The sequence below is a fragment of the Rothia similimucilaginosa genome (genome assembly GCF_029850985.2).
Taxonomy (GTDB): Bacteria; Actinomycetota; Actinomycetes; order Actinomycetales; family Micrococcaceae; genus Rothia.
Window position 1 is genome coordinate 1,197,750 of the sequence record NZ_CM138149.1, and the last position, 26,199, is coordinate 1,223,948.

General features: G+C 59.5%; 18 protein-coding genes. 7 read left to right on the forward strand and 11 right to left on the reverse strand.

Annotated elements, in window-relative coordinates:
- Positions 1–148 precede the first annotated feature (148 nt).
- Positions 149–1,897, reverse strand: coding sequence for an ABC transporter ATP-binding protein (locus QFX07_RS05015; protein WP_279740710.1), 1,749 nt, complete (start codon positions 1,895–1,897; stop codon positions 149–151).
- A 1-nt stretch (position 1,898) separates the two neighbouring features.
- The gene (locus QFX07_RS05020; protein WP_279740709.1) at positions 1,899–3,764 is read right to left on the reverse strand and encodes an ABC transporter ATP-binding protein; all 1,866 of its coding nucleotides are present in this window, start codon (positions 3,762–3,764) and stop codon (positions 1,899–1,901) included.
- A gap of 433 nt (positions 3,765–4,197) precedes the next feature.
- Here QFX07_RS05020 and QFX07_RS05025 point away from each other — a divergent pair, with 433 nt between their 5' ends.
- Both QFX07_RS05025 and QFX07_RS05030 read left to right on the forward strand, forming a co-directional pair.
- A complete protein-coding gene (locus QFX07_RS05025) occupies positions 4,198–6,798 on the forward strand; it encodes a DEAD/DEAH box helicase (protein ID WP_279740707.1) in 2,601 nt (866 codons plus the stop codon).
- Positions 6,799–6,879: 81 nt separating this feature from the next.
- Complete coding sequence (locus QFX07_RS05030) at positions 6,880–8,331, forward strand: alpha/beta fold hydrolase (RefSeq protein ID WP_371567824.1); 1,452 nt, start codon at positions 6,880–6,882, stop codon at positions 8,329–8,331.
- A 95-nt stretch (positions 8,332–8,426) separates the two neighbouring features.
- Here the strand turns inward: QFX07_RS05030 and QFX07_RS05035 are convergent, their stop codons facing one another.
- Entirely contained in the window at positions 8,427–9,629 is a 1,203-nt protein-coding gene (locus QFX07_RS05035; RefSeq protein WP_279755034.1) for a TerC family protein, read from the reverse strand.
- Between the two features lie 324 nt (positions 9,630–9,953).
- Entirely contained in the window at positions 9,954–10,556 is a 603-nt protein-coding gene (locus QFX07_RS05040) for an NAD(P)-dependent oxidoreductase (RefSeq protein WP_279755035.1), read from the reverse strand.
- Between the two features lie 189 nt (positions 10,557–10,745).
- On the opposite strand from QFX07_RS05040, the gene QFX07_RS05045 reads away from it, so the two are divergent.
- Positions 10,746–11,189, forward strand: a complete 444-nt coding sequence (locus QFX07_RS05045; RefSeq protein WP_459741154.1) for a winged helix-turn-helix transcriptional regulator — start codon at positions 10,746–10,748, stop codon at positions 11,187–11,189.
- 153 nt (positions 11,190–11,342) lie between these two features.
- On the opposite strand, the gene QFX07_RS05050 is transcribed toward QFX07_RS05045, so the two are convergent.
- The 4 genes from QFX07_RS05050 to QFX07_RS05065 all read right to left on the reverse strand — a co-directional run bounded on the left by QFX07_RS05050 (position 11,343) and on the right by QFX07_RS05065 (position 16,651).
- Complete coding sequence (locus QFX07_RS05050) at positions 11,343–11,873, reverse strand: hypothetical protein (RefSeq protein ID WP_279755036.1); 531 nt, start codon at positions 11,871–11,873, stop codon at positions 11,343–11,345.
- Between the two features lie 121 nt (positions 11,874–11,994).
- Positions 11,995–14,163 carry an excinuclease ABC subunit UvrB gene (uvrB, locus tag QFX07_RS05055; protein WP_279755037.1) on the reverse strand — a complete coding sequence of 723 codons (2,169 nt, stop codon included), beginning with the start codon at positions 14,161–14,163 and terminating at the stop codon, positions 11,995–11,997.
- Positions 14,164–14,452: 289 nt separating this feature from the next.
- Positions 14,453–15,769 (reverse strand): 2-oxoglutarate dehydrogenase, encoded by a 1,317-nt coding sequence (locus QFX07_RS05060; protein WP_279755038.1) that lies wholly within the window; start codon positions 15,767–15,769, stop codon positions 14,453–14,455.
- 195 nt (positions 15,770–15,964) lie between these two features.
- Positions 15,965–16,651, reverse strand: a complete 687-nt coding sequence (locus QFX07_RS05065; protein WP_279755039.1) for an IMPACT family protein — start codon at positions 16,649–16,651, stop codon at positions 15,965–15,967.
- A gap of 59 nt (positions 16,652–16,710) precedes the next feature.
- Between QFX07_RS05065 and coaE the strand changes: the two genes are divergently transcribed.
- Positions 16,711–17,346 (forward strand): dephospho-CoA kinase, encoded by a 636-nt coding sequence (coaE, locus tag QFX07_RS05070; protein ID WP_279755040.1) that lies wholly within the window; start codon positions 16,711–16,713, stop codon positions 17,344–17,346.
- A 199-nt stretch (positions 17,347–17,545) separates the two neighbouring features.
- On the opposite strand, the gene rpsA is transcribed toward coaE, so the two are convergent.
- Positions 17,546–19,000 (reverse strand): 30S ribosomal protein S1, encoded by a 1,455-nt coding sequence (rpsA, locus tag QFX07_RS05075; protein WP_005506223.1) that lies wholly within the window; start codon positions 18,998–19,000, stop codon positions 17,546–17,548.
- A 561-nt stretch (positions 19,001–19,561) separates the two neighbouring features.
- Positions 19,562–22,564 (reverse strand): DNA polymerase I, encoded by a 3,003-nt coding sequence (gene polA / locus QFX07_RS05080; RefSeq protein WP_279755041.1) that lies wholly within the window; start codon positions 22,562–22,564, stop codon positions 19,562–19,564.
- Positions 22,565–22,990: 426 nt separating this feature from the next.
- Between polA and QFX07_RS05085 the strand changes: the two genes are divergently transcribed.
- The 3 genes from QFX07_RS05085 (at position 22,991) to QFX07_RS05095 (ending at position 25,261) form a co-directional block, all read left to right on the forward strand.
- Positions 22,991–24,268, forward strand: a complete 1,278-nt coding sequence (locus QFX07_RS05085; RefSeq protein ID WP_279755042.1) for a dicarboxylate/amino acid:cation symporter — start codon at positions 22,991–22,993, stop codon at positions 24,266–24,268.
- 134 nt (positions 24,269–24,402) lie between these two features.
- Complete coding sequence (locus QFX07_RS05090) at positions 24,403–24,909, forward strand: PaaI family thioesterase (protein WP_279755043.1); 507 nt, start codon at positions 24,403–24,405, stop codon at positions 24,907–24,909.
- 103 nt (positions 24,910–25,012) lie between these two features.
- Complete coding sequence (locus QFX07_RS05095) at positions 25,013–25,261, forward strand: hypothetical protein (protein ID WP_279755044.1); 249 nt, start codon at positions 25,013–25,015, stop codon at positions 25,259–25,261.
- Positions 25,262–25,528: 267 nt separating this feature from the next.
- On the opposite strand, the gene QFX07_RS05100 is transcribed toward QFX07_RS05095, so the two are convergent.
- Positions 25,529–26,140, reverse strand: coding sequence for an ANTAR domain-containing response regulator (locus QFX07_RS05100; protein ID WP_005509159.1), 612 nt, complete (start codon positions 26,138–26,140; stop codon positions 25,529–25,531).
- Positions 26,141–26,199: the final 59 nt, after the last annotated feature.

A 26,199-nucleotide genomic window follows, 5' to 3' on the forward strand; every position in this document is an offset into this window, starting at 1 on the left:
GCATTGCGGTACTGCACCACCACTCCAGCTCAGTTTTTCCAGCGCAGGTTTCAGCACACACCCCACCCAGAACTCGCCCATTAAAAGACAGTGCCCGGTACCGCTTTAGACAGTACCGGGCGCTATCAGACGGGCATACCTGCCGGGCTTAGGTCAGGGCGAAAATCTCTGCCGGGGAGCCCTCCGCAATGATCCTGCCCTCGTGCAACAGGACCGCACGGTCAGCCAGTGAGGCGATACGCGCATCGTGCGAAATGATTAGCACCGCACGGTTCGCCAGCACGGCACTCAGGGACTCAGTTGCGTCCGCGAGCTCCAGCTGGGTGGTGGACTCATCCAGAATCACGGCGTGCGGGTCAGCAAGCACGATACGTGCCAGTGCCAGCTGTTGAATCTGGTCGCGGGTCAGAGGCGAATCCGCGCCGCTGACGACGGTGTCCATGCCCTGCGGCAGGTCGCGCCACCAGCGGGCACCGATAGCGTCCAGTACCTCGCGCATCTGCTCGACGGTTGCATCCGGCACGACCACCGTAAAGTTATCGGCGAGAGTACCGAAGAAGACGTGTGCTTCCTGGGTGCAGACCAGCAGACGCGGGCGGCCGTCGGTGGCGGCATCGGTCGGGAAGTCGCCGTGACCCACCGGGCGACCCATCACGTTAATGGTGCCGTCCAAGGCGGTCAGCGAACCACCAATCAGACGAGCCAGGGTGGTCTTGCCCGAGCCGGATCGACCCACCAAGGCGAGCGCTTCGCCGCGGCGAATCTTCAGGTTGATGCCTTCCAGAACGAGAGCGTCCGGCGAGTAGCCGTACGAGACGTGGGAGCAGTCAACGGCATACTCCGGGTTCTTCACGGCTTCATCAGACACGGCGGCGAACGCTTCGGCGCGGTGCTGTGCACGCTCCTCACGCTGCTTCTTCGCCAAGGAGACCACGCCGAACACGCGGCCCATGTTCACGAGCATGATGCGCAGGTTGCTAACGTGGTGGTTCAGCATGTCGGCGAGGGTTCGCAGGCTGAAAACCATGACCGAGGCGGTCGCTACGGCACCCCAGCTTGCCCAGCCGAGAGCCACGCAGGCGGCGCCCCAGAGCATGCACAGAACCGTGGGGATCCAAGCGTTGATAGCGTCCACGGTGAAGTACAGCTGGCGGATGCGCACCATGCCCAGCTGCGCGGCGAACTGGCGCTTGTTCTCGCCGGCGAAGGCGTCCTCGCGGGCGGTGTGAACGCCCAGCTCACGGATCGTGGATGTGCCGCGAATATTCTCGGTCAGCACGCTGTTGAGGTCGCTCACGCGCTCCTGGGTGGCCTGGTTGCGTGCCGCCATGAGCGGTAGCATCTTCGACATAATGAGCGCCAGACCGGCAATCATGGGCAGCATGATCAGGCCCATTGCTGGGCTCACAAACGCCAGAGAGATCGTGGAAACCAGGAAGTACAGAATCACGTAGATTGCACCGAGAAGGTCTGTGCTGACAGCGTTTGCTGCCGAGGACAGGTCGTCGGTCACGCGGGTGAGCAGGTCGCCGCTACCGGCTTCTTCCACGGTGCGTGCGTCCAGATCGAGGGTGCCGTCGAGGGTGTCCTGGTTGGCGTCACGGGTGACGAGTGCACCTAGTCGGGCCGCACTGTACGAGGAGACCATGAGGGTTATCGCCTGCACGATGAACGCCGCCAGGATAATCAGAATCGGCTGCCACGGGTAGCTGGAGAACTTGCCCGCCACCACGTCGTCCACAGTGGCACCAATCTGCAGGGGCACCACCGCACCCATGAGGGTGCTGACCATGTAGATGACGAAGGTGTAGAGGGCCCGCCCCTTATGCACTGCGAGGTAGTTCCACATGCGGCGTGCCACATAAGCGGGGGTTTCGATGGGGAGCTGCTTTGCCATGCTAGTTCACCTCCTGATTCTGAGTGGTTTCCGGGTAGCCGTCGCGTTCCATGCGGCGGGTCGTCTCCGCGGTCGTGGAGACAACGTAGACCTGCTCCAAATCCTGTAGCAGGCCGGGATAACCGACGGGCAGGCGGTCGCTACCGATTTGGGTTTCCATCGCATCGTAGATGTAGCGCTGGCTGGGTTCGTCCACGGAGTTCAGCGGCTCAGTCAGGATGAGCACCTGCGCATCCTGTGCGAGCGCACGGGCGAGTGCCAGACGCTGACGCTGACCACCGGAGAGGTTCGCGCCTTCACTGGTGATGCGGGCGGCGAAGTAGTCTTCGGGGTTGCGTCCGCCCAGTCGGTAGGCGATTTCGCGGGAGTCGGTAATCTTCAGCAGCTCCTGGTCCTTTGCCTGTGCCAGCTCCTCGTCGGGGTTCGGCACGGTGCCCAGGCGCAGGTGCTCCTGCAGGGTTCCGGCGAAAATCATGGGGTTCGGCTCGCTCAGCAGCACGCGGCGGCCGGTAGCGTCCTTGAGGTCCTCTCCCCCACGTCGCAGGGTGCGGGCAAGCGCCTCGGCGTAGTCTTGCGCGGTGAGGTTGTAGTCGCGCGGGTTGACGTACACGATGCGCGGGTTGCTAGCGCCGGTGGGAGCGACGGGTACGGACACCTCAAAGGTGCTCGCCTCGACTGCCTGTACGGCGCGTGCCAGCTGCGCCATTTCTTCATCGGTGCGCGGGCTCTTCAGCACGCCCTGGCGTACGCCCGCGTGACCTTCGAGGCGGGCGACCTTGGCGAGCGCAATCTTGGCGTATCGCCATGCGGTGAGGAAGTTCTGGGTAATCCAGATGGGGCCGCCCATCATCGCGATAATGGAGGCGACGGTCACCAGGGACGCAGCGGGCGTGTCGGAGACCCAGCGGCCGTTTTCGACGTGGCCGGTGAGGGCGAAGCCGATGCCGAGCAGGGTGACGGCACCGCCGAGCAGTGCGCGGATGAGGTACATCCAGCGGTGCGTCTTTTCGTAGCGCATGTAGCTGTCGAAGACTTCGGCGGTGCCGCGGTGGTAGCGTTCACGTATCTGTTCTTCGGCGCCGAGGCCGGCGATGGTGCGCAGACCGGTGGCGATGTCGGAGGCGCGTGAGGAGGCTTCGCCGTCCTTTTCGCGGTATTCGCCAATCTTGGATTCGAGGAAGGTCGAGTACCAGGCGATGACGACGACCACAATGAGCGTGCCGATAAGGGTGACGACCGCAGTGACGGGGTTGATGAGCCAGAGCTGCACGGCACCGAGGGTCGCGATGATCATGGCGTTAACGAATAGCGGCAGTGAGAAGTAGACGTCCGTAATGCGGCGTACATCTTTGTTCATGACCGTGACCGCTTCGCCGGAGTCTACGCTGGCTCGGGTTTTGCCCATGAGCCGGTTGATGTAGATGCGCCAATCGCGGCCGAGTTCTGCACTGAGGGTCATGGAGGTACCCCAGCCGAAGAACTCGTTAATCACGATGAAGGTGATGGATGCGACAACTACCCAGAACATGGGCCAGGCGTCGGTGGCTTTTCCTGCGATGTACTGGTTGATGAATTGACCTACCATGACGGGAATCAGGATTGCGCCGATACCTGCGGTAGCTTCACCCACGATGGGGATTGCCCAGCGGTGCCAGGGGTATTTGTGTCCGGGCGCAGTGACACGCAGGGCGAGGCGCTTTTTGAGGGCTTCCTCTTCGGCCTTGCGCAGTTCGCTGCCGGTTATTTCCTGTGCAGATTTTTTCTGAGCGGCTTTTTCCTGCGTAGTTTTGTTATGCATGGATTCTTCATGCGTAGATTCTTCACGCGCAACGTTTTCTTGTGCCTTGTCATCATTGCATTCAGTCATTCAACGTTTCTCCTTTCTCTTACCCTATTCCTTTATCAATGTGGCACGCAACACTAAGAGTGTATTAGGTGGGGTGTGTCGTTATTTATGCAACGTATTTTGGGGCGTGTATCAACCGCACGGTATGAGCCGGCGTCAATCGGAGGACTTGAACCTAGGTGGCAATTTATACGACATGGAGGTCTGTGTTTTCGACCTTCTAAGCACCAAGTTTTTGCACCACTGCACTTTTAGTGCTTTGTTCTACACTACACGAATTTTGGGAATTCCCGCTTTAGCGCGGCACCGCACCTCCGGAACGCTCCGCAAAGGAACCGCAACCACCCTGCAAAGATGCAGCGAACACCCCGCAAACACTCCGCGAGTACCCGTTTGTTCCCTCGTAACGATAACGCCCCCGCACCCGCGCTATTCCCGATAGACTGGAATCCTCATGAGTATTTTGAATTTTCTTTCTCCCACGCTGGGTGAGAATCCCGGCGACTACAATCGACGCGATTTTAAGAGCAACCCCCTCACCGCCGAAGAAATCTATGAATCCTTCACCGAGTGGATTTCGACCCGGGGCATGACCCTGTACACCGCCCAGGACGAGGCTGTTCTGAGCATTGCCGCCGGACATAACGTGGTGCTGGCAACCCCGACCGGTTCGGGTAAGTCCACTGTGGCTGTTGCCGCGCATTTTACGGGCCTGGCAACCGGTCAGCGCTCCTACTATACCGCCCCCATTAAGGCGCTGGTGTCTGAGAAGTTCTTTGATCTGATCAATATTTTTGGTGCCGAGAACGTGGGCATGATTACCGGCGACTCCGCCATTAATACGGAGGCGCCCATTATCTGCTGCACCGCGGAGATTCTCGCCAATATTGCCCTGCGCGAGGGTAAGGATGCGGACCTCTGCCAGGTCATTATGGACGAGTTCCATTTCTACTCTGACCCGCAGCGCGGCTGGGCGTGGCAGCTTCCCCTGCTGGAGCTTCCGCAGGCGCAGTTCCTGCTGATGAGCGCGACCCTGGGCGATACGACTCGCTTCCAGGAGGAGATGACGGCGCTGACCGGTCGTGAGAGTGACCTGGTGGCGCATTCTGAGCGTCCTATTCCGTTGCATTTCTACTACTCCACCACCCCGGTTCAGGAGACGGTGCAGGAGCTCGTGCAGACCAAGCAGACTCCGGTCTATATTGTGCATTTCTCGCAGAAGGCGGCGCTGGAGCAGGCGAATGCGCTGCTGTCGGTGGCTATTGCCTCGAAGGAAGATAAGGAACGCATCGCGGAGCTGATTGCGAAGTTCCGTTTCGGTCCGGGCTTTGGTAAGGCACTGAATAAGCTGGTGCGTGCCGGTATCGGTATTCACCACGCGGGTATGCTACCCAAGTACCGCCGCCTGGTGGAGCAACTGGCTCAGGAGGGCCTGCTCAAGGTGATTTGCGGTACCGACACCCTGGGTGTGGGTATTAACGTTCCCATCCGTACCGTGCTGATTACGGCGCTGTCGAAGTTTGATGGTGCCCGCAGCCGTCGTCTGCGCGCCCGCGAGTTCCACCAGATTGCTGGACGCGCCGGCCGCGCCGGTTTTGATACCGCCGGCACCGTGGTGGTTCAGGCACCCGAGCACGATATTGAGAATGCTCGCCTGCTGGCTAAGGCTCAGGCGAAGTTCGGTGACGACACTAAGCGCATTAACCAGTCACTGTCCTCCAAGCGTAAGAAGGCACCGGAAGGCTTCGTTGGCTGGTCCGAGAAGACTTTTGACCAGCTGGTAGAAGCCGCCCCGGAGCCGCTAACCTCTTCCTTCGACATCACCCACTCGATGCTGCTGAACCTGATGCACCGCCCGGAGAACCCGGTCGTTGCCGCGTACCGCATCATCCAGCAGAACCACGAGAGCCCTGCGCGCCGCCGCGAGCTGCTGCGCAAGGCAATCGGTATCTACAAGGAGCTGCTGACCGGCGGCGTGATTGAGCGAACCAACACCCCGGACGAGCACGGCTCCTACCTGCGCCTGACCGAGGATTTGCAGGATAACTTTGCCCTGAACCAGCCGCTGTCCGCTTTTGCGGTCGCCGCACTGGAACTGCTCGACCCCGAATCCCCCAGCTACGCGCTGGACGCGCTCTCCCTCATCGAGGCGACCCTGGAATCGCCGAACCAGGTGCTGTACGCGCAGGAACGCAAGGCAAAGAACGAGCTGTCGGCACAGCTGAAGGCGGACGGTGTGGACTACACCGAACGCATGAACGAGCTGGACAAGGTCACCTACCCGCAGCCTCTGGCGGAGCTCATTGAGCAGGCGTACACGACCTACAAGCAGTCCGCACCGTGGGTGGCTCGTTTTGAGCCGCGGCCCAAATCGATTGTGCGTGACATGTACGAACGCGCGATGGGCTTCAATGACTTCGTGCAGTACTACTCGCTGGAACGTGCCGAGGGCGTGTTTCTGCGCTACCTCTCTGACGCGTACAAGGCGCTACGCCACACCATCCCTGATTCTGCCGTAACCGACGAGCTCGACGACATTATCGCGTGGCTCGGCGAGCTCGTGCGCCAGACCGACTCCTCCCTGGTGGATGAGTGGGAGAAGCTAGCTGCCGGCGAAGACACCGCCACCATTGCCGCCGAGCACGCCTCCATCGAGGAGGAAGAGCCTCCCGCCGTGACGAAGAACCTGCGCGCCTTCCGTGTGATGGTGCGCAATGCCCTGTTCCGCAGAGTGGAGCTCTTCGCTGAGGAGCGTGACCGCGCCCTGGGCGCCCTGGACGAGTGGTGCGGCTGGGATGCCGACCGCTGGGCGGACGCTATGGACGACTACTTCGACGTCTACGACGACATCTACACGGACGCCGATGCGCGCTCGCCTCGCCTGGTCAGCATGGATGAGGACACCGCCGCGCATCCGGGCGTGTGGAAGGTTCAGCAGAGCTTCGCCGATCCCGAAGACAACTTTGACTTCGGTATTCGTGCCGAGGTTGATTTGGTTGCCTCCGATGAGGCTGGGTACCCGGTATTGAAGATTCTGAGCGTGGGCGAGTTCTAAGACTCCGAATGAAACTCCGTCCGAGGCTCAGCCACGATGTTGCCCGTAGTGGGCTAGAATACAGAGTATCTATCTATTTGAATGAAAGAAGGTTCACCGTTGACCGTTTCTTCGCTTCCCAAGGTTGAGTACCGCAAGGGTTCGGTCGTCAAGCACGACGGCTACGAGATTACCGACCACTGGTTCCAGGTTCCCCTGACCCACGGTCTGATTTTTTCCAAGGGCAAGGATGCCGCTCTCTCCTCCCGTTTCGCGGACCAGACCATCACCGTGTTCGCCCGCGAGGTCGTGAGCACCAACGAGACTCTGACCGTTTCGGCTGATAAGCGTCCTTACATTGTGTACCTGCAGGGCGGCCCCGGTTTCGGTTCGCCGAAGACCGGCTCCATTGGCGGCTGGATTGCTGAGCTGGCGAAGACTCACCGCGTGATTCTTCTGGATCAGCGCGGTACCGGCATGTCTTCCCCGCTGTCTGCTCGCAACATCACCGCTGTGGGTGACCCGCAGGTTCAGGCTGAGTACACGGAGCTGTTCCGGGCGGATTCCATCATTGCTGACGCTGAGGCTGTCCGCGAGGTGCTGCTCGCTAACCGTGCAGACAAGCGCTGGTCCACCATTGGTCAGTCTTTCGGTGGCTTCCTGACTCTGTCCTACCTGTCGTTCGCACCTCAGTCGCTGCGTGACTGCCGCATCACTGCGGGTCTGGCACCGATTCGTACCTCGGTGGATAACGTCTACCAGCACACCTTCGACCGAATGAAGGAACGTGTTGAGGAGTACTACAGCTGGTTCCCCGAGGATGCTGAGCTCGCCACCCGCATCGCTGAGCACCTACGCACCCACAAGGAGTACCTGCCCACCGGTGAGCGTCTGACCGATCACCGCTTCCAGATGGCTGGCCACTTCCTGGGTGGCCGCTGGCGTGAGCGCGGTCTGCACTACTTCCTGGAGACCGCTTTCGCCGAGGGTAACGACCACCTCTCCGATCAGTTCCTGACCGCTATGGGTGCCGAGGTAACCTTCCAGGCGAACCCGCTGTACGCCCTGATGCACGAGACCATTTACGCTGACGGCCCCGCTGACGGCGTTCTGCCCGGCATTCCCGGCTACGAGCTGTCCCCCTCCCCCGCACCGACCAACTGGTCTGCTGCTCGCGTGGCGGCTTCCCGCCCCGAGTTCGCACCGGATGCAGATCGTCTGCTCTTCACCGGCGAGCACATCTTCCCCTGGTACTACGAGGAGGATCCCTCGCTGCGTCCGCTGGCTGAGGTTGCTAACCTGCTGGCTGAGAAGAAGGACTGGGGTCGCCTGTACGACCACGCACAGCTGCATAAGAACGAGGTTCCCGTAGTGGCTGCGGCGTACAACCCGGACGTGTACGTGGACTTTGAGCACTCCATGGAGACCGCTCGCTGGGTCGGTAACACTCAGGTGTGGACCTCGAAGACCCACCACCACGACGGTTTCGGTTCTGACTCTCTGACCATTCTGGGTCACCTGAAGAACATGCTGGCTGAGGTGCACAACCAGTAAAACTTTCAAGATAGCGAAAGCCCCTCACCCCGGTTAATCCGGTGTGAGGGGCTTTCGTGTGAGCGCTTAGCCTGGTGAGGCTACAGGCTCAGTAACTACTTGGAGGAAGAGTGCGCATCCTGTGCGGTGCGGGCACGCATCACGAGGGTGTGGTATTCGTCTTCCTTCTCGATCAGCTCTTCACGCAGCTTGGCGGGAATGGCGTTGAGCTTCTCGGTTTCCTGTTGCCAGCGGACGGTGATGTCTGCACGCTCGGCGGCGGGTGCGTCCTCGGGCAGTGCCAGGTACTTCTCGGAGAGCGCCTGAACACGCTGGATGGTCTGCAGTGCGCGGCCCTTGGGACTGAGCAGCGAAGCAAGCACGGTAATGATTAGAACGCCCACAATGACCATCAGCGACATTTCGGTGCTGATTTCGACCACGTGCACGGGCTCGCCGTGGTTAATGAACGGCAGGTTGTTCTCGTGCATTGCGTGCAGGATGAGCTTCGCACCAATGAACGCGAGGATGGTCGCCAGGCCGTAGGAGAGGTAGATGAGGCGGTCCAGCAGACCGTCAATAAGGAAGTACAGCTGGCGCAGACCCATAAGTGAGAATGCGGTCGCAGTAAACACAATGTAGACCGACTGGGTGAGGCCGAAGATCGCGGGGATCGAGTCGAGTGCGAAGAGCAGGTCGGAACCGGCGATAGCGACCATGACGAGCATCATGGGGGTCATGACACGCTTGCCGTTTTCGATGGTGAAGAGCTTGTCGCCGTCGAAGTGGTCGCTGGTCTTCAGGTACTTCTTGGCGAGGCGGACCATAATGTTGTCTGCTTCGTCGTCACCGTCGCCGTCGGTGATTTCATCCTTGAGCAGGTTACCTGCGGTCATGAGCAGGATCAGGCCGAAGATGTAAAACACCCAGGCGAAGGAGTTGATGATTGCTGCGCCGGCAAAGATGAAGGAGCCACGCGCCAGGATCGCAAAGACGATACCGAAGAGCAGGACCTTCTGCTGATTCTCACGGGTGACACGGAAGGTGCCCATAATGATCATGAAGACGAAGAGGTTATCGACCGAGAGAGCTTCTTCGGTGATGTAGCCTGCGTAGAATTCGGTAGCTGCGGAGGGGCCGTTCGTCACGAAAATGTACAGACCAAACAGCAGCGCGATGCTGATGTAAATACTCGACCAGATGGCCGCTTCCTTGACGGTGGGTTCGTGCGCCTTACGGACGTGGAACACGAAGTCGAAGGCCAATAGACCCGCGATGATGAGAATAGTAACCAACCATTGCAACCCGGTAACTTCCATGGGGAGCCTTTCTTGTGGTGTGCGTACAGGACCACAAGTCTCTCCCGCCGACCTGAATGGAGGTCGGCTCGATTCACCGGTTAGACGCCTTCGGCTAACGTGCTGACGATGAGTCGATTGGTGGGATACTCCCTTGCTCGGTGAACGATTATACAGCAGGTTGGGGTTTTTACGCAGGAGCCCCTCCGGGAGAACTTTCAGGAGCGAGATGTACCGAAACGCCGCATCCGGCAGGGGTGACCTGACGGATGCGGCGTTTCGGGTGATGAATAAGCACTGCCTAGTTGGGGGTCTAGCTGGCGACGCTATGAGTTGGCGCTGTTACTAGTTGGCAACGGTGAAGCGGCGGCCCGCGTGCTTAGGCTCTTCTACCTCATCAATCAGGGCGACAGCAAAATCCTCGGCGCTAACGAACTCGCCTGCGGGGGTGTCCAGTGTGGTGTTGTACTTGCCGGTGCGCTCACCCGGTGCGATTTCAAACGCCGGGGAGAGCATGGTCCAGTTCAGACCCTCGGATGCGCGGTAATCGTCGAGAATCTGCGCGAACGCCTTCGCCTCGGGCTTGTACTCTTCCGGGAAGCCTTCGCTATCAACGAAACGGTTGCCGTTGCCGTCCTCAAGGGAGCCAGCACCACCGACGACCAGCAGTCGACCGGTAGGTGCTGCCGCGATTAGCGCACGGTGTGCGTCGATGACCGGCTGCGCGGAGGTGCCGCGACCGCCCGGAACGGCGACGATGGTGACGTCGTGGTTGTTGACGATGTCGACCAGTGCCGCGGTATCTGTAAGGTCGATGCTGTGGGCGGTGGTGCCTTCGGGTGCCTTGCCGGAGCGGGTGTATGCATCGACCTGGTGGCCGCGGGAGATTGCTTCTGCTGCGGTGCGTGCGCCGACCATGCCGGTTGCGCCGATGATTGCGATGTTCATGAGGGGTTCTTTTCGGGTAGGTCTTCTGTAGTTTTTCTTGCGGTGTTCCGCGTAATGGTTTTATAGTATCTATTAGAAACCAGGTACCTCAAGGTAACTATTGGAGATGCGTAGAAAATATTTAAAAATATTTTTCGCCCCCTCTCCACCCCTAAAACAGCCCCTTGGCAGATTGAAAAGACAGCAGCTATGACCACCCCGCTCACCTCCCCCACACACGAAACTGCAGTAAGCACCTGCACCCAGCAGGACGACCTGCGCGCCAATATTCTCACCAGCGCCTGCCCCTCCCGCACCGTGATGCGCCACCTCACCGACCGGTGGACCCCGCTCATTGTTGCGGTGCTCTCCGAACAGCCCGTCGCCCGCTTCGGCGAACTCAAGGTAAGTATTCAGGGTGTCTCCCCCAAGGTCCTCACCCAGACCCTGCGCTCCATGGAACGTGACGGCCTGGTAGAACGTCGGGTCACCGCATCCATTCCGCCGCGCGTGGACTACGAACTGACCGCGCTCGGTATGACCCTCATTGAGCCGATGTCCGCCCTGCGCCACTGGGCGCAGGACAATATGCAGGCGGTACTCGAAGCCCGCGAGCGCTACGACGCCACCGCACTAGAGAACGGCGACGTGTAAAAGGCGCAACGTAAAAAGTACAGCATAGAGCGGCATAGTATATAAAAACGCAGTGTAGAGAGGCACCGCACAGCTCAATACCGTACAGCAACCCCATATCAAAGTAACCCTCCCCGTGAACTATTACGGGGAAGGCTACTTCTATATTTCATTCTATGAGGAGACCATGTTGAAGGTCGGCGGGGTGAAAGCAATCGGGTTTACCTGCTTGTTGGTATCCACTGTGCCGTTCTCATGAATCATCGGGACGGTAATAACCACCTCAAACTGGTACATGCCTTCCATGAGCTTATCGCCACACAGCGCAAAACGCGCAGAGATGTCCGTCGCTTGATCATTCATGCTCGATGCAAACGGAATGACCTGACCCCGAACGGTCTGAGTCTTGCCGTTGCGGGTCATGACGGCCGCCTTACCGGTCGGGTCAGTGGTGAAGATCTGACGGTCAATGATTTCACCATGGGTAAAGTCTGGCCCCTGAACCGCCTTGCAATCATCAGCCGAAACAGCGAATACGGGCACCGCCGTGGAGTCAGCAATAGCGGGCACAGCCCAGAGTGCGCCGCGGGTGAGGTTGCGGCGGGTAACAAAACGAGCTCCCGTAGTGTGTGCGTCTGGAGATTGATTCACAGTAGTCGCAGATTTTTCTTCGTCGTTCAGAAACATCAAGGTGTTATTTGACACGTAAAATACCTTGATAGTCTACATCATGTATCTGCACCCAGTGGAAGTTCATGAACGATAAGTTACCTCATGGCGAAAAACCCAAGTCGGGACCCTAAACACCGGGCTTAGAACACCGGGTTTAGGCGTGGCCTGCCTCCTTCATCAGGCGCAACTCCTTCTTCAAATCGGCAAGCTCATCACGCAGACGTGCCGCCAACTCAAACTGCAGGTTCTCTGCCGCCACGCGCATCTGCTCGCTCATCTGCTCAATCAAATCCAGCAGATCTTCGGCAGGTGCCGCCGCCAGGCCGTCGGCACGAACACGCGCCTCCGCACGGGCGAGAAGCTCCTCCGACTCCGGGGTGCTCGTGGCAATCTTCGACGAGGTCGCAGAACCGGTCTTCACACCCGCACTCACCGTCCGGGCACCCTTCTTACCGCTCTTCCGCAACTGCAGAAGCTCGCGGGTATCCTCTTCCTCGCGGGCGAGAACATCCGTAATATCGGCAATCTTCTTCCGCAGAGGCTGCGGGTCAATACCGTGCTCACGGTTGTACGACTGCTGAATTTCGCGGCGGCGGTTCGTCTCATCAATCGCCACGCGCATCGAATCCGTCATCTTATCGGCGTACATGTGCACCTGACCGGACACATTACGCGCCGCACGACCAATGGTCTGAATCAGCGACGTGGTCGAACGCAGGAAGCCTTCCTTATCGGCATCCAGAATCGCAACCAGAGACACCTCAGGCAGGTCCAGACCCTCACGCAGCAGGTTAATACCAACCAGCACATCAAAGGTACCCAGGCGCAGCTCACGCAGAAGCTCCACACGGCGCAACGTATCAACGTCAGAATGCAGATACTGCACCTTCACGCCGTGCTGCAGTAGGTACTCCGTCAAATCCTCTGCCATGCGCTTGGTGAGGGTCGTAACCAGCACACGCTCATCACGTTCAACGCGCACGCGAATCTCCTCAAGCAAATCATCAATCTGCCCCTTGGTCGGCTTAACCACAATCTCCGGGTCAATCAGGCCCGTCGGCCGAATAATCTGCTCCACATAACCATCAGCCTGCGACAGCTCATACTTGCCGGGGGTTGCCGAAAGGTAAATCGTCTGACCGATGCGCTCCAGGAACTCCTCCCATTTCAGCGGGCGGTTATCCATCGCCGACGGCAGACGGAAACCGTGCTCCACCAGCGTGCGCTTACGGGACATATCACCCTCATACATGGCACCGATCTGCGGGACCGTCACGTGCGATTCGTCAATAATTAGTAGGAAATCATCCGGGAAATAATCCAACAGACAGTTCGGGGCGCTGCCGGGGGCACGACCGTCAATATGGCGCGAGTAGTTCTCAATGCCATTGCAGAAGCCCATCTGCTCCATCATTTCCAGGTCGTAGGTGGTGCGCATGCGCAGACGCTGCGCCTCCAGCAGCTTGCCCTGGGATTCGAGGGTCTGCAGGCGCTCGCGCAGCTCATCCTCAATGGAGGTAATAGCCTTCGCCATACGCTCAGCACCGGCGACGTAGTGGCTTGCGGGGAAGACATACATTTCTTCTTCCTCGCGAATTACCTCGCCGGTCAGCGGGTGCAGGGTGTAAATCGCCTCAATCTCATCACCGAAGAACTCAATGCGGATTGCGTTCTCCTCGTACATGGGGATGATTTCGACGGTATCGCCGCGCACACGGAACGTGCCGCGGTGAAAGTCCATGTCGTTACGCGCGTACTGCATCGCCACGAACTGACGCAGCAGCTCATCGCGGTCAATCTCCTCACCGCGACGCAGAGTCACCATCTGCTCAATGTACTCCTCGGGCGTACCCAGACCATAAATGCAGGACACGGTCGCAACCACCACCACGTCACGGCGAGTCAGCAGGGAATTCGTCGCCGAGTGGCGCAGACGCTCCACCTCCTCATTGATGGAGGAGTCCTTCTCAATGAACGTATCGGTCTGCGGCACGTACGCCTCAGGCTGGTAGTAGTCGTAGTACGAGACGAAATACTCCACCGCATTATTTGGCAGCAGCTCGCGCAGCTCATTCGCCAGCTGCGCCGCCAGAGTTTTATTCTGTACGAGCACCAGAGTCGGACGCTGCACTGCCTCAATCAGCCAGGCTGCGGTCGCGGACTTACCGGTACCGGTAGCGCCCATCAGCACAATGTCCTTCTCACCGTTCTGCACACGCTCGGTGAGCTCGGCGATAGCCTTCGGCTGATCACCGGCAGGCTGGAAGGGGCTGACTACTTCAAAGGGGGCAACAACACGGTTAATTTCAGGTGCGTAACTCATGTATCCATCCTAGGGGAAAGCCGCCCGATGTGCCCTCGGATTGGTCGCCCTTTTCTACTGGCGCAATAGTCCAGACACGACAGGTAACAAGCCATCACCATGAAAGTGCCCAAGTTCATAAAAGAGGTAGCGCAAAAGATAAGGGGTATTCGACTAGTTCATATGCGCTACCGGGCAGGAACCGAGCGGAAGCATTCTCCCGCACGATAACGGTGCTTTTAGGAACAGCGCTCACAGCATGATTCCGGGCGGTATTTTATTGGTTTGCAGCGGTGGGGGTGCCACAGCGTTAGTGCACCTCCACAGTCGCTCCGGCGAGGCTCATCAGCGCCCGGTTCGTCAGTGGAAGGTACCCATTCAGGGCGCTCAAAATCAGCTGCATGGTGCGCTCTTCATCCTCCACGCTCAGTCCGCGCGGAATACCCACACCCGGCACGCAGATGCGCTGCTTATACAGATCAATCACAGCGCACACGGTGCGGTTCGGCACACCCAATACCGGCAGCATGCCGCGGTGATTGACGGTGCGCAGGCCCTTACCGACCACAGCGGCAGTGCGAATATCCGGACGAGCGCTGCCCTCAAACCGGGAGGCGCCTGCACCGTTCGCAAAAGCGGCAGGGGCGGGAATACTATTCGGCGCCGCACTCTTCTCGTTCAGCACAGACAGCAGCGGCTCCCCCACGGCAGCGGTGACCGCCACGTAGCGTACCTGCCGGTCCATGGCGTTCAGGAAGTCCAGTTCCGCGTATTCCTCCACGCGGTAGTTCTCAACCAGACCGGCTTCACCCGACCCAGTTTCTTCCACGGTTCGGGTGATGACTTCTTCATCGTAGAAGCTTGCTACGCACACCTGCGGGGTACCTCGCTCAATGCGGGCGCGGCACCGATAGTCGTCATCGAGCAGCCAGAGGGACAGTTCGTAGCCGTCGGGTACATCGCGCACACCGGTCGCAAGCAGAACTTCGCTGCCGTTCAGGGGGAATGGCTCCCAGCCTGCCGGTTCAAAAGCATTGAGCGCACCGTCCAGGGCGGGATTGCAGGACCCGAGGCTCGGCGCTTGCTCAGCCGGGGTGAATGCCTCGGTGGAGGGCATAGCGATGGTGAGCCCGCGCATCCTGCCGGCAAGGCATAGTTCAATCGCCATGAGCAGGTGGCCCGCACCTTCACGGCTCAGTGCGGGGCTCTGAACCAGGTGCGCCACACCGGAGTTATCCAGGCTGAGGTGTTCGCCAACTCCGCGAGCGGCGTTAGAGTAGCGGTTGTGCAGGCGCACCAGCTCGTCAATGGGCAGGGCACGGCCCACGATGCCGAACGCCTGGGCGATAGCCTGAACATGTTCAGGGAAGACGCGGCAGAGCCTGCCAAGCTGGCGGGCAAATTCTGCCGGACGCTGCGTGAGCACACCCAACAGGGTGCCGAGGTTCTGCTGGTGGTAGGCGTTGAGCAGCTGGGCGACGGTGGCGGGTTCAAGCTGCTCGACGGTGCCCCTCGTGGGGAGGCGCGCGCCCTGACGGTTGAGGGTTGCGGTGCCGCCGCGGCTACCCGCGGACTGCTCTGATGAGTTTTTGCCTGCTTGTTCTCGGTAGGTTCCCGACTGCGTCACGTTTTCACGACCTCAGATATTGGATAAGCCTTTTGGCACTCCTTCTACCCTAGCAACAAAAACAGGCAAATACTAGGGTTAGAGTAACCATTAACTAAGGTTGAGCTATCTTTTAGATTTTGAGAGCTTTCCGCAAACGCTTTAGCCCGGAAATCTAGGAGGAAATCTGGGAACGGAAATCTAGGGGCCAGTAACCTAGACCGGCAAATCCACCCACTGCGTATCGCCCCAGGTCACGCTAGCCGCGCCGGAACTCAAGCTCACCACCAGTTCCTCGGCACGCGCCAGCTCCTCCGGGCGGTCAAACACGCCCAGGGAAATCATGGCGCCCTCCGCGCTGTACTCGGTACCCAGCACATTCAGACCGGCGGCACGGATCTCGTTCTCCAGGCGGCCAGCATCCGCATGCGAACTGGGCACCTTACCCACGCGCAGACGCTCACGCGAATCGAATAATGCGCCATCCAGGGTCTGCACCACAGAATCAGTGTAGGCACGCACCAGACCACCGGCACCGAGCTTAATGCCACCGAAATAGCGCACGACCACCGCAACCACATCCGACAGGTCGGTAGTGCCATCCTCGCGGGTCTGACGCGCCAGTAGCGCCTGCATCATCGGCACACCGGCGGTACCGGCGGGCTCACCGTCATCGGAAGAACGCTGAATATCGCGGTCAGCACCAATAATAAACGCCGAACACACGTGGCGGGCGTCGTGGTAGGTCTTCCGCACTGACTCAATGTAGGCGCGCGCCTCCTCAACGGTGCTCACCCGCTTGATGTGACCAATAAATTCGCTACGCTTAATTTCGAGGAGGCTCTCATAGGGCTCATCGCCGCGCGGCACAAGGTATCGGTTGGCGCGAGTTTCTTCCTGCATGTGTCCTCCTCTGATCAGTACCTATCTATTGTGGCACAGCCCGTCAGGAGCACCGTCTCATGCCCCAGCCTTCTTTCCCCGCATCCGTTGCCCTGCGCCGTTACGCCCTCACCGGCGGTATCGGCAGCGGCAAAAGCACCATCGCTTCCCTTTTCGTTGAGCAGGGCGCATTCCTGGTAGATGCGGACGCCATCTCCCGCTCCCTCATGGAGCCCGGCGAGGCGGTGCTCGCCCGCACGGTCGCAGAGTTCGGTGAACATCTGCTCGATGAGGACAGCCGCCTCAACCGCCCCGCCCTGGCGCGTATCGTGTTCAATGATGAGCAGGCGCGCCTGCGTCTGAACGCAATTGTGCATCCCGCTATTCGTGAGCGTGCCACACAGCTGGTGGAGCAGGCGCAGTCCGAACCCGGTTTTAGTGGCGTGGTACTTGAGGACATTCCCCTGCTTGTGGAGACCGGCGACCCGTCCGCCTTTGAGGGTGTGGTCGTGGTGCGCACTCCCCTAGCGACTCGCCTGCAACGCCTCGTATCTTCGCGCGGTATGAGTGAGGAGGATGCGCGCGCCCGCATCGCCGCACAGGCAACCGACGAGCAGCGTGAGGCGGTTGCAACCTGGATTATTGATAATGGCGGCTCGCTGGAGGAGACCGCCAAGCAGGTGCACGCCGTGTGGGCGCAAATGATTGCCGCCTAAAAGCCACCTAAAAATCTTCCCCGGCAACACCGGGCACACGCCCTCCGGCTCCCAACGCGCCCAGCTCCAAAACCCCAATAACGCAAAGAACCCCCTCACCTCCCAAACGGGAGATGAGGGGGTTCCTCTGCTCTAGGCACCCCACGCCGGGGTTACCTATCGGCTATTACGCCTGATGAGTGCTCATCTGAGCGGCAGATTAGTTGCCAGTCAGCTTCTTGCGGAGCTCAGCCAGTGCCTCATCCGATGCGAGGGTACCTGCGGAAGCGGGCTCCTCGGAGGAGTAAGAGGTCGGTGCGGGCTCAGCTGCTGCGGGAGCTGCTGCTGCAGCCTCTGCGTCAGCCTCGAGAGCCTTAGCAACCTGAACCTTGTGAGCCTCAAAGCGAGCCTGTGCCTCTGCGTACTGTGCTTCCCAAGCCTCGCGCTGTGCGTCGAAGCCTTCCAGCCACTCGTTAGCCTCGGGGTCGAAGCCCTCGGGGTACTTGTAGTTGCCAGCCTCGTCGTACTCTGCAGCCATGCCGTACAGAGCGGGGTCAAACTCGGTAGCGTTGGGGTCAACGCCCTCGTTTGCCTGCTTGAGGGACAGGGAGATGCGGCGGCGGTCCATGTCAATGTCGATGATCTTAACGAAGACCTCTTCACCAACGGAGACGACCTGCTCAGCCAGGTCAACGTGGCGGGTTGCCAGCTCGGAGATGTGGACGAGGCCCTCGATGCCGTCCTCAACGCGCACGAATGCACCGAAGGGAACGAGCTTGGTGACCTTGCCGGGCACAATCTGACCCAGAGCGTGGGTGCGAGCAAATGCCTGCCACGGATCTTCCTGGGTTGCCTTGAGGGACAGGGACACGCGCTCGCGGTCCAGGTCCACCTCGAGAACCTCGACGGTAACGGGCTGGCCAACCTCGACAACCTCGGACGGGTGGTCGATGTGCTTCCAGGACAGCTCGGAAACGTGAACCAGACCGTCCACGCCACCCAGGTCCACGAATGCACCGAAGTTGACGATGGAGGAGACAACGCCCTCGCGGACCTGACCCTTCTCCAGCTCGTTGAGGAAGGAGGAGCGAACAGCGGACTGAGTCTCTTCCAGGTATGCACGGCGGGACAGAACAACGTTGTTGCGGTTCTTGTCCAGCTCGATGATCTTAGCTTCGATCTGCTGACCGATGTAAGGTGCGAGGTCGCGGACGCGGCGCATCTCAACGAGGGATGCGGGCAGGAAGCCACGCAGACCGATGTCGAGGATAAGGCCACCCTTGACAACCTCGATAACGGTACCGGTAACGACGCCGTCGTTTTCCTTGACCTTCTCGATGTCGCCCCATGCACGCTCGTACTGTGCGCGCTTCTTGGAGAGGATCAGGCGACCTTCCTTGTCCTCCTTGGTGAGGACGAGTGCCTCAACCTCGGAGCCGAGCTCGACAACCTCAGAGGGGTCGATGTCGTGCTTGATGGACAGCTCGCGGGAGGGGATGACGCCTTCGGTCTTGTAACCGATGTCGAGCAGAACCTCATCGTGGTCGATCTTAACGACCTGGCCGGAGACGAGATCGCCGTCGTTGAAGACCTTAATGGTCTTCTCGACAGCCTCGAGGAATGCCTGCTCGTCGCCGATGTCGTTGATTGCGACCTGAGGGATGTTGGTGCTCATGTAGTGAGGGCTCCAATTGGGTTTCTAATAGGTCGACGCTGCCGGTTCGCCGTTCAACACCCCCGGGTGGAGGCGTCGACCGGCTCACTTTTTCACCCCGGCGCGCACGGCATAGGGCCGCTAACGCCTTTGAACGAGGTGAGGAAACGTCGAGCTGACGGATACTTACATGTGTACCACCCCACCGGAAGCAGATGCTCTAGGCAGGGTGTGCGAGCGGTCTATGCCCGTTTTCTCCCCGTTTTCTTAAGGAGAAAAAGAGCATAGAAAACCCGTACGTTGGTACACGCGATTAATAGTGTACGGGAATCCCGGGCGTGTCGTCAATGGTTACGCGCCCGGGATTCCCGTACTTATTTGCGGTTTTAGAGTTGCAGTTTGCGGAGGGGGTGATGAGGGGACAACGTTCGTCCTCGTTCCTCTCAACCTGGGAAGGGTGGGGGTGCCCCTGTAGGAACGAGGACGAATACCGCTTTCCGTGCGGAGCAAAGCTGAGCACCGCCTTTCCAAGTGGCCCCCAGAATGAGCACTATTTTCCAAGCGGGAACTGAGGAGCTGAGCCTAGTGGCCCGCCTCCTGCCAGGACTTACCCCAGCCGACCTGCACATCCAGAGGAACACGCAGGGAGGCGGCACCGCTCATCTCCTCGACGAGCACGCGTTCGGCGGCTTCACGCTCACCGGTGGCGACCTCAAGGATGATTTCGTCGTGCACCTGCAGCAGCATGCGGGTCTTGAGGCCCTCTTCGCGCAGGCGGCGGTGAATGTTGATCATGGCGATCTTAATGATGTCCGCGGCGGTGCCCTGAATCGGGGCGTTGAGGGCGGCGCGTTCGGCGGCTTCACGGCGTACGCGGTTGGGCGAGTCCAGGTCGGGCAGCACGCGGCGGCGGCCGAAAATGGTTTCGGTGTAGCCGTCCTGGTGTGCCTGCTTGAGCACACCGCGCAGGAATCGTCCCACGCGTCCGAAGCGCTTGAAGTAGTTGGTGCGCAGTTCGCCTGCCTCGTCGGAGCTGATGTTCAGCTGCTTGGCGAGGCCGAATCGGGACAGACCGTATGCCAGGCCGTAGGACATTGCCTTCACCTTGGAACGCTGCTCGGGGGTGACTTCTTCGGGTACTACACCGAAGACTTCGGAGCCGACGTAACGGTGCAGGTCCTCCCCCGCTTCGTAGGCTGCGATGAGCTTCTCGTCGGCGGCGAGGTGCACCATGATGCGCATTTCAATCTGCGAGTAGTCGGCGGTGAGCAGGCCCTCGTACTCCACACCATCAATGGGTGCGGGCGCGACGATGAAGGCACCACGGATGCGGCGGCCTTCTTCGGTGCGGATCGGGATGTTCTGCAGGTTCGGTGCGGTTGAGGAGAGTCGACCGGTGGAGGCGGCACCCTGCTGGAAGGTGGTGTGCACGCGTCCGTCGTCAGCGGCTGCTTTCTGCAGGCCTTCGACGGTCTGGACGAGCTTGATGTTGTCGCGGTAGGCGGCGAGCGCACCGAGGAATGCGGCACCGTCGGACTCAGGGGAGATTTTGGTGAGCAGTTCGGTGACGGATTCGGCGTCGGTGGAGTAGCCGGACTTGATTTTGCGGGTGTGCGGCAGGGCGAGCTTGTCGAAGAGCACGGTCTGCAGCTGTTTGACGGAGGCGAGGTTGAGGGGTTCTTCACCGTCGTCGGTTTGGACGGTGTCGCCGATGATGGCGCGTGCGGCGTCCTGTGACTGGGCGGCACGTGCCGAGAAGGTGTCGTGCAGTTCGGTCAGGAGTGCGTCAGAGACGGCGATGCCTGCCTGTTCCATGTCTGCGAGGACGTAGAGCAACGGCAGTTCGATTTCTTCGTAGACTTTCAGCTGGCCGTGCTCTTCCATTTCGAAGTGCAGCAGGCGCGCGAGTTCGTGGATGATGCGGCTGATTTGCGTGAAGTAGCGTAGGTTTTCGACGGGTTCGGCTTCGCCAGGCAGGCTGAAGAGGGAGGGTGCTGCCTCTTCTTCTTCGGGCTGGAAGACGAGCTGCGCGTAGGGGCCCTTGGGGATCCAGAGGTAGCGTTCGGCGAGGTCTTCCATGCGTTCGGAGAAGAGCTTACGGGTTGCGGTGGGGATGAAGCCGCACATGTAGGAGGACAGTGCGGGGTCTTCGACGGCGCCGGCGAGTTCGTAGCCGTAGGCGCGCAGGAGTTTGCGCTGGTTTTTGAGGTCCATGACGATTTTGCGGGCTGCTTCGTCGGAGAGCCAGGCGGCGAGGGCGGCGTCGAGTTCCGGGTCGATGGTGCGGGTGTCAATCCAGAGGCTGATGCTCTTGCTGGTGAGGAGCATGCCGAGCAGTTCGGGGTTTTCTTCGGCGGCGCGGATCTTGGTTTTGGTGACCTTGACGGCGGGTGCATCGCCGATGGCAGGGCGCGCTACGGGCAGGTTGGTGACCGGGTAGAGGGTCACGGCACCTTCGAGGCGTTCGGGTACGGCAATGGGCGCGTCCTGTTCGTCACTACCGTAGTTTTCTTCGGCTGCGGCGGCGCAGAAGGCGCGGAATGCCGCTGCGTCTGCGTTTTTGGTGGGTGCGCTGGTAGCAATGGGTGCGTAGACGGGGCCTGTGGGTGCCTTCTTGGTAGCACCCTCCTCCCCTGCTTCTGCGGCTGAACTTGTGGAGCCTGCGGCGCACACGATGGGGCCGAGGGTGTCGGCTGCACGCTTGCGGATGGTGCGGAACTCTACTTCGTCGAAGAAGGTGTTGAGTGCATCCAGGTCGGGGGTGAATGCGGCGTCTTCGAGAGTGACGTTCAGGTCAAGGTCCTTGACAAGCTGGTTGAGACGGCGGTTGCGCACCACGTTGTCGATGTTTTCGCGTAGCGCCTCTCCCTTTTTGCCGCCAATTTTGTCGCTGTTTTCAATGATGGCATCGAGGGAACCGTATTCGCTGAGCCACTTGGCGGCGAAGCCGGGGCCCACGCCGGGCACGCCGGGCAGGTTGTCCGCCTGTTCGCCGGTGAGGGCGGCAAGGTCGGGGTACATGTGCGGGGGCACCTTGGTTTTCTTTTCGACGGCGGCGGGGTCCATGCGCTGAATACCTTTGGAGGGGCCGGTGGTGACCGGGTAGAGCAGGGTGACGTCGTTGGTGACAAGCTGGAAGATGTCGCGGTCGCCGGAGAGGATGAGGACCTGGTAGCCGGCTTCGATACCGCGGTGGGTGAGGGTTGCGACGATGTCGTCGGCTTCGTAGTTTTCGTAGGTGAGCGCGGGGATATTGAGCGCGCCAAGCATCTTTTTGATGAGGTCGATCTGGCCGTTGAAGGCTTCAGGGATGGCGTTGCGACCGCCCTTATATTCGCCGTATTCGGCGGTACGGAAGGTGCCGCCGGGCAGGTCGAAGGCTACGGCGATGTGGCTGGGCTGGTTGTCTTTGATGATGCTCAGCAGGGTGGAGAGGAAGGCGTGGACGGCTTCGGTGTGTTGGCCGTCGCTGCGCACGAAGATGTGCTGTCCGGTCTTTTCGGCCATGGTGTAGATACCGAAGAAGGAGCGTAGGGCGAGGGAGTGTCCGTCAATGAGCAGGAGGGTTTTGTTCTCTGTAGTCACCCCTCTAGTGTATCGAGTCTGAGTTTTCTCGGTGGCTAACTTCGTGACAGAGGGTTTCGTGATGGCTGGTTTTGTGATGGCGTCTGGTCAGTGTTGTGGGGGGGTGCCCGCGCCGTATTGGGTGCCAGTGCTGTGCCATATAGCGGAATAATGGGGTGTGTGGAAAGAGTTTTACCTCATATATAGGTACCGGTGGGGTGTGTTTGGTGAGTTTTCTTCCCAAAGATTGTGCCCCAAGCCACTGTGTAAGGTGGATAATAATACAGTTTCCGGATAATATATAACCTTATTATCGCCTCCAGCGTAGGAAACCCCCACACCCCGTGTATTCATAGGCAGAACTCTACCCAGAATTCACCGACAGGATTCACCGGACTGTGAGGGCGCCTCCCGCACTTAACACAACGAACCCTCATTGAGGAAACTATGAAGGTACTCAAAAAACTCCCCCTCCTCGCGTGGATTATTATCGCCATCGCATCGGGCGTGCTGATTGGCATGCTGACCCCCGGAATGATTAGCGGCATCAATGACGCCACCGGCGCAGCCATCCCCACTGACCTCATTGTGCAGATCTTCGTCTCCTTCTCCACCGTATTCAGCGCTTTCCTGAGCTTCGCGATTCCGCTGATTATTATCGGCTTCATCGTGCCCGGCATTGGTTCCCTCGCTCAGGGCGCCGGTAAGATGCTCGGTATCACCGTGGGTCTGGCGTACATCTCCAGCATTCTTGCTGGCTTCCTGGCACTGGCCTGCGCACTGCTGCTCTACCCCATCATTCTGCAGGGTCAGCAGCTGGCATCATTCGACAACCCGGAGAACGCACTGTCCAAGGGTTACATCTCCATCGAGCTAACCCCGATTATGGGGGTACTCAGCGCGCTGATTCTCTCCTTCATCCTGGGTCTGGGCATTACCGCGCTGAAGACCCGTGCGATGCTGAACCTCTTCGAGGACTTCCAGGTCATCGTTGAAAAGATGCTCGGCTACGTAATTATCCCCCTGCTGCCGGTGCACATTGTGGGCGTGTTCGCGAACATGACCCTCGCCGGTCAGGTAGCGAAGATTCTCTCGGTCTTCGGCCTCGTCTTTGTCATGGTGATTATCCTGCACTGGGTCACCCTGGCCCTGCAGTATTCGGTGGCTGGTGCAATTTCCCGCCGTAACCCCATCCAGATGCTCAAGACCATGCTCCCGGCATACTTCACCGCAATCGGTACCCAGTCTTCGGCTGCAACTATCCCGGTGACCGTGCGTTCAGCTAAGAAGGCTGGCATCTCTCCCCGCGTAGTGGACTTCGCTATCCCGCTGTGCGCAACCATCCACCTTTCCGGATCTATGATTACCATTACCTCCTGCTCGGTGGCAGTGCTGTTCATGACCGGTCAGCACCCTGATTTTGGTAGCCTGATCCCCATGATTCTGGTGCTTGGCGTGATGATGGTGGCCGCTCCCGGCGTTCCCGGCGGTGGCGTGATGACCGCAATCGGTTTGCTGCAGTCCATGCTTGGCTTTGACACCTCCATGATTGCTCTGATGATTGCCCTATACCTGGCTCAGGACTCCTTCGGTACCGCAACCAACGTGACCGGTGACGCAACCATCGCAGCCCTGACTGAGCGTATCTCCAAGGCAAGCGGCGTGAACCCCGATAAAGAAATCCGCGACGAGGACATCGAAAAGGCAGAAGCTATTTCCGCCTAATTCTCATCCGCTCACATAGCGTTTTTCAGCCCCGCCTCCCCGTTTAGGAGGCGGGGCTGAATCATACCCGGACGCTGACCAAGAAACCGACCGTTGCACCAAAGGCACCCTAACCGGGGAGTACACTGGAAGGCATGACTGAAAACAACACACAGCACGCACCCGTCCGTGCGGCAGCACCCACCACCCTCACCGCAGAAGAAATCAAGGCGCAGCTAATCGAAAGTGGCATCCCCGAACACTTGCACTCCTACTTCCCCCACGGCCTGGGCGAGCTTATTCCCGCCATGGGCATTAAGTTCCAGGAACTCACCGAAGAACGCACCGTCGCAACCATGCCCGTCGCCGGCAACACCCAGCCCATCGGTCTGCTGCACGGCGGCGCCAACGTGGTCCTTGCCGAAACCCTCGGTTCACTCTCAGCGGGCGTGCACGGTGGTGAAGACCTCGTAGCAGTCGGTGTAGACATCAACGCAACCCACGTGCGCCCGGCAGTCTCCGGCATGGTCACCGCCACCTGCACCGCCGTCAAGCTCGGACGCACCCTGTGCATCCACTCCATCGACATTGTGGATGAGCGCGGCCGCACCACCTGCACGGCACGTATCACCAACATGCTGATCCCCCGCCCCACTGCATAATCTCCCGCAGCATGAAGTCCTACAGCCTCAGCAAGTAGCCTAAAATCGTAGAAGCACGGGGTACACAGCACCCCCACCAGAAGGTACGACCAGAAGGAGCACCATGGCCCGCGAGCGCACCCCCTATTTCAAGCGTTACCCGAAGATTGTGCGCGCCAAGCGCATTGTCCTGCCCATCGCAATCGGTGTGATGCTGGTGTGCCTGGTGACCGCAATTAATAACCCCGGTAGCTTCTGGTGGCTGGGCGTGATGCTCGGTACCGGCGGCATGCTCTGGGCTGGATCCCCCACGGACCGCCCGATTAGCGGCCACAACAATAACGAAGACGATTTGAGCCGCTACATGCGCTAAGCCTGTCCGACGCTGCGCCTCTTGTGGTACTGAGTTGCCTGCAGCACTGACATAGAAACGCTCCGACTGCTCTGGCAGGGTGTGAGCTTCAGAAGATAAAACGTTAACGCCCCGTCCTTAAGCTTCATTGTGAGGGATGGGGCGTTAGCGTGTCAGAAAAGGTGCAGGTCAGATGCTGACCAACCGAAGGCGCATACGGGCGATTCCTAGTCTTCGCCGTAGCGTACGTTCATACCTATACCGATGTGTACTGTGTATGTCTCGTATTTAGGAGAGCTGCTTGATGATGGTGTCAGAAACTTCACGCATGGACAGGCGGCGGTCCATGGAGGTCTTCTGAATCCAACGGAATGCTTCCGGCTCGGTCAGGTTCATCTTAGTGATGAGCAGCGACTTTGCACGGTCAACCAGCTTACGGGTCTCGAACTGGTCGCGGATGGTGCCAACTTCCTTCTCGAGGGCGCGAATTTGCTCGTAGCGGCTGATTGCCACCTCGATTGCGGGAACCAGGTCATTCGGGGAGAACGGCTTGACAACGTACGCCATAGCGCCTGCCTCAACGGCACGGTCAACGAGTTCCTTCTGGCTGAATGCGGTCAGCAGAACGACGGGAGCAATCTGTTCCTTCGCGATTTCTTCAGCTGCGGTGATGCCGTCCATAATCGGCATCTTCACATCCATGAGGACCAGGTCCGGGCGGTGCTTCTGCGCTAGCTCGACAGCGGTCTTGCCGTTGTCAGTCTCAGCGACTACATCGAAACCCTGGTCCTTCAGAATTTCGACGATGTCGAGGCGAATCAATGCCTCATCTTCTGCCACGACGACAGTGCGGGCCGGGCCCTGCTCCTCCGCCTGATTTTGAGTGGTCAGCTCTGACATAACTCTTCTCCTTTATCAAATTTCAATCATTTAAAGTCTACAGGACGGATTAAACGTTC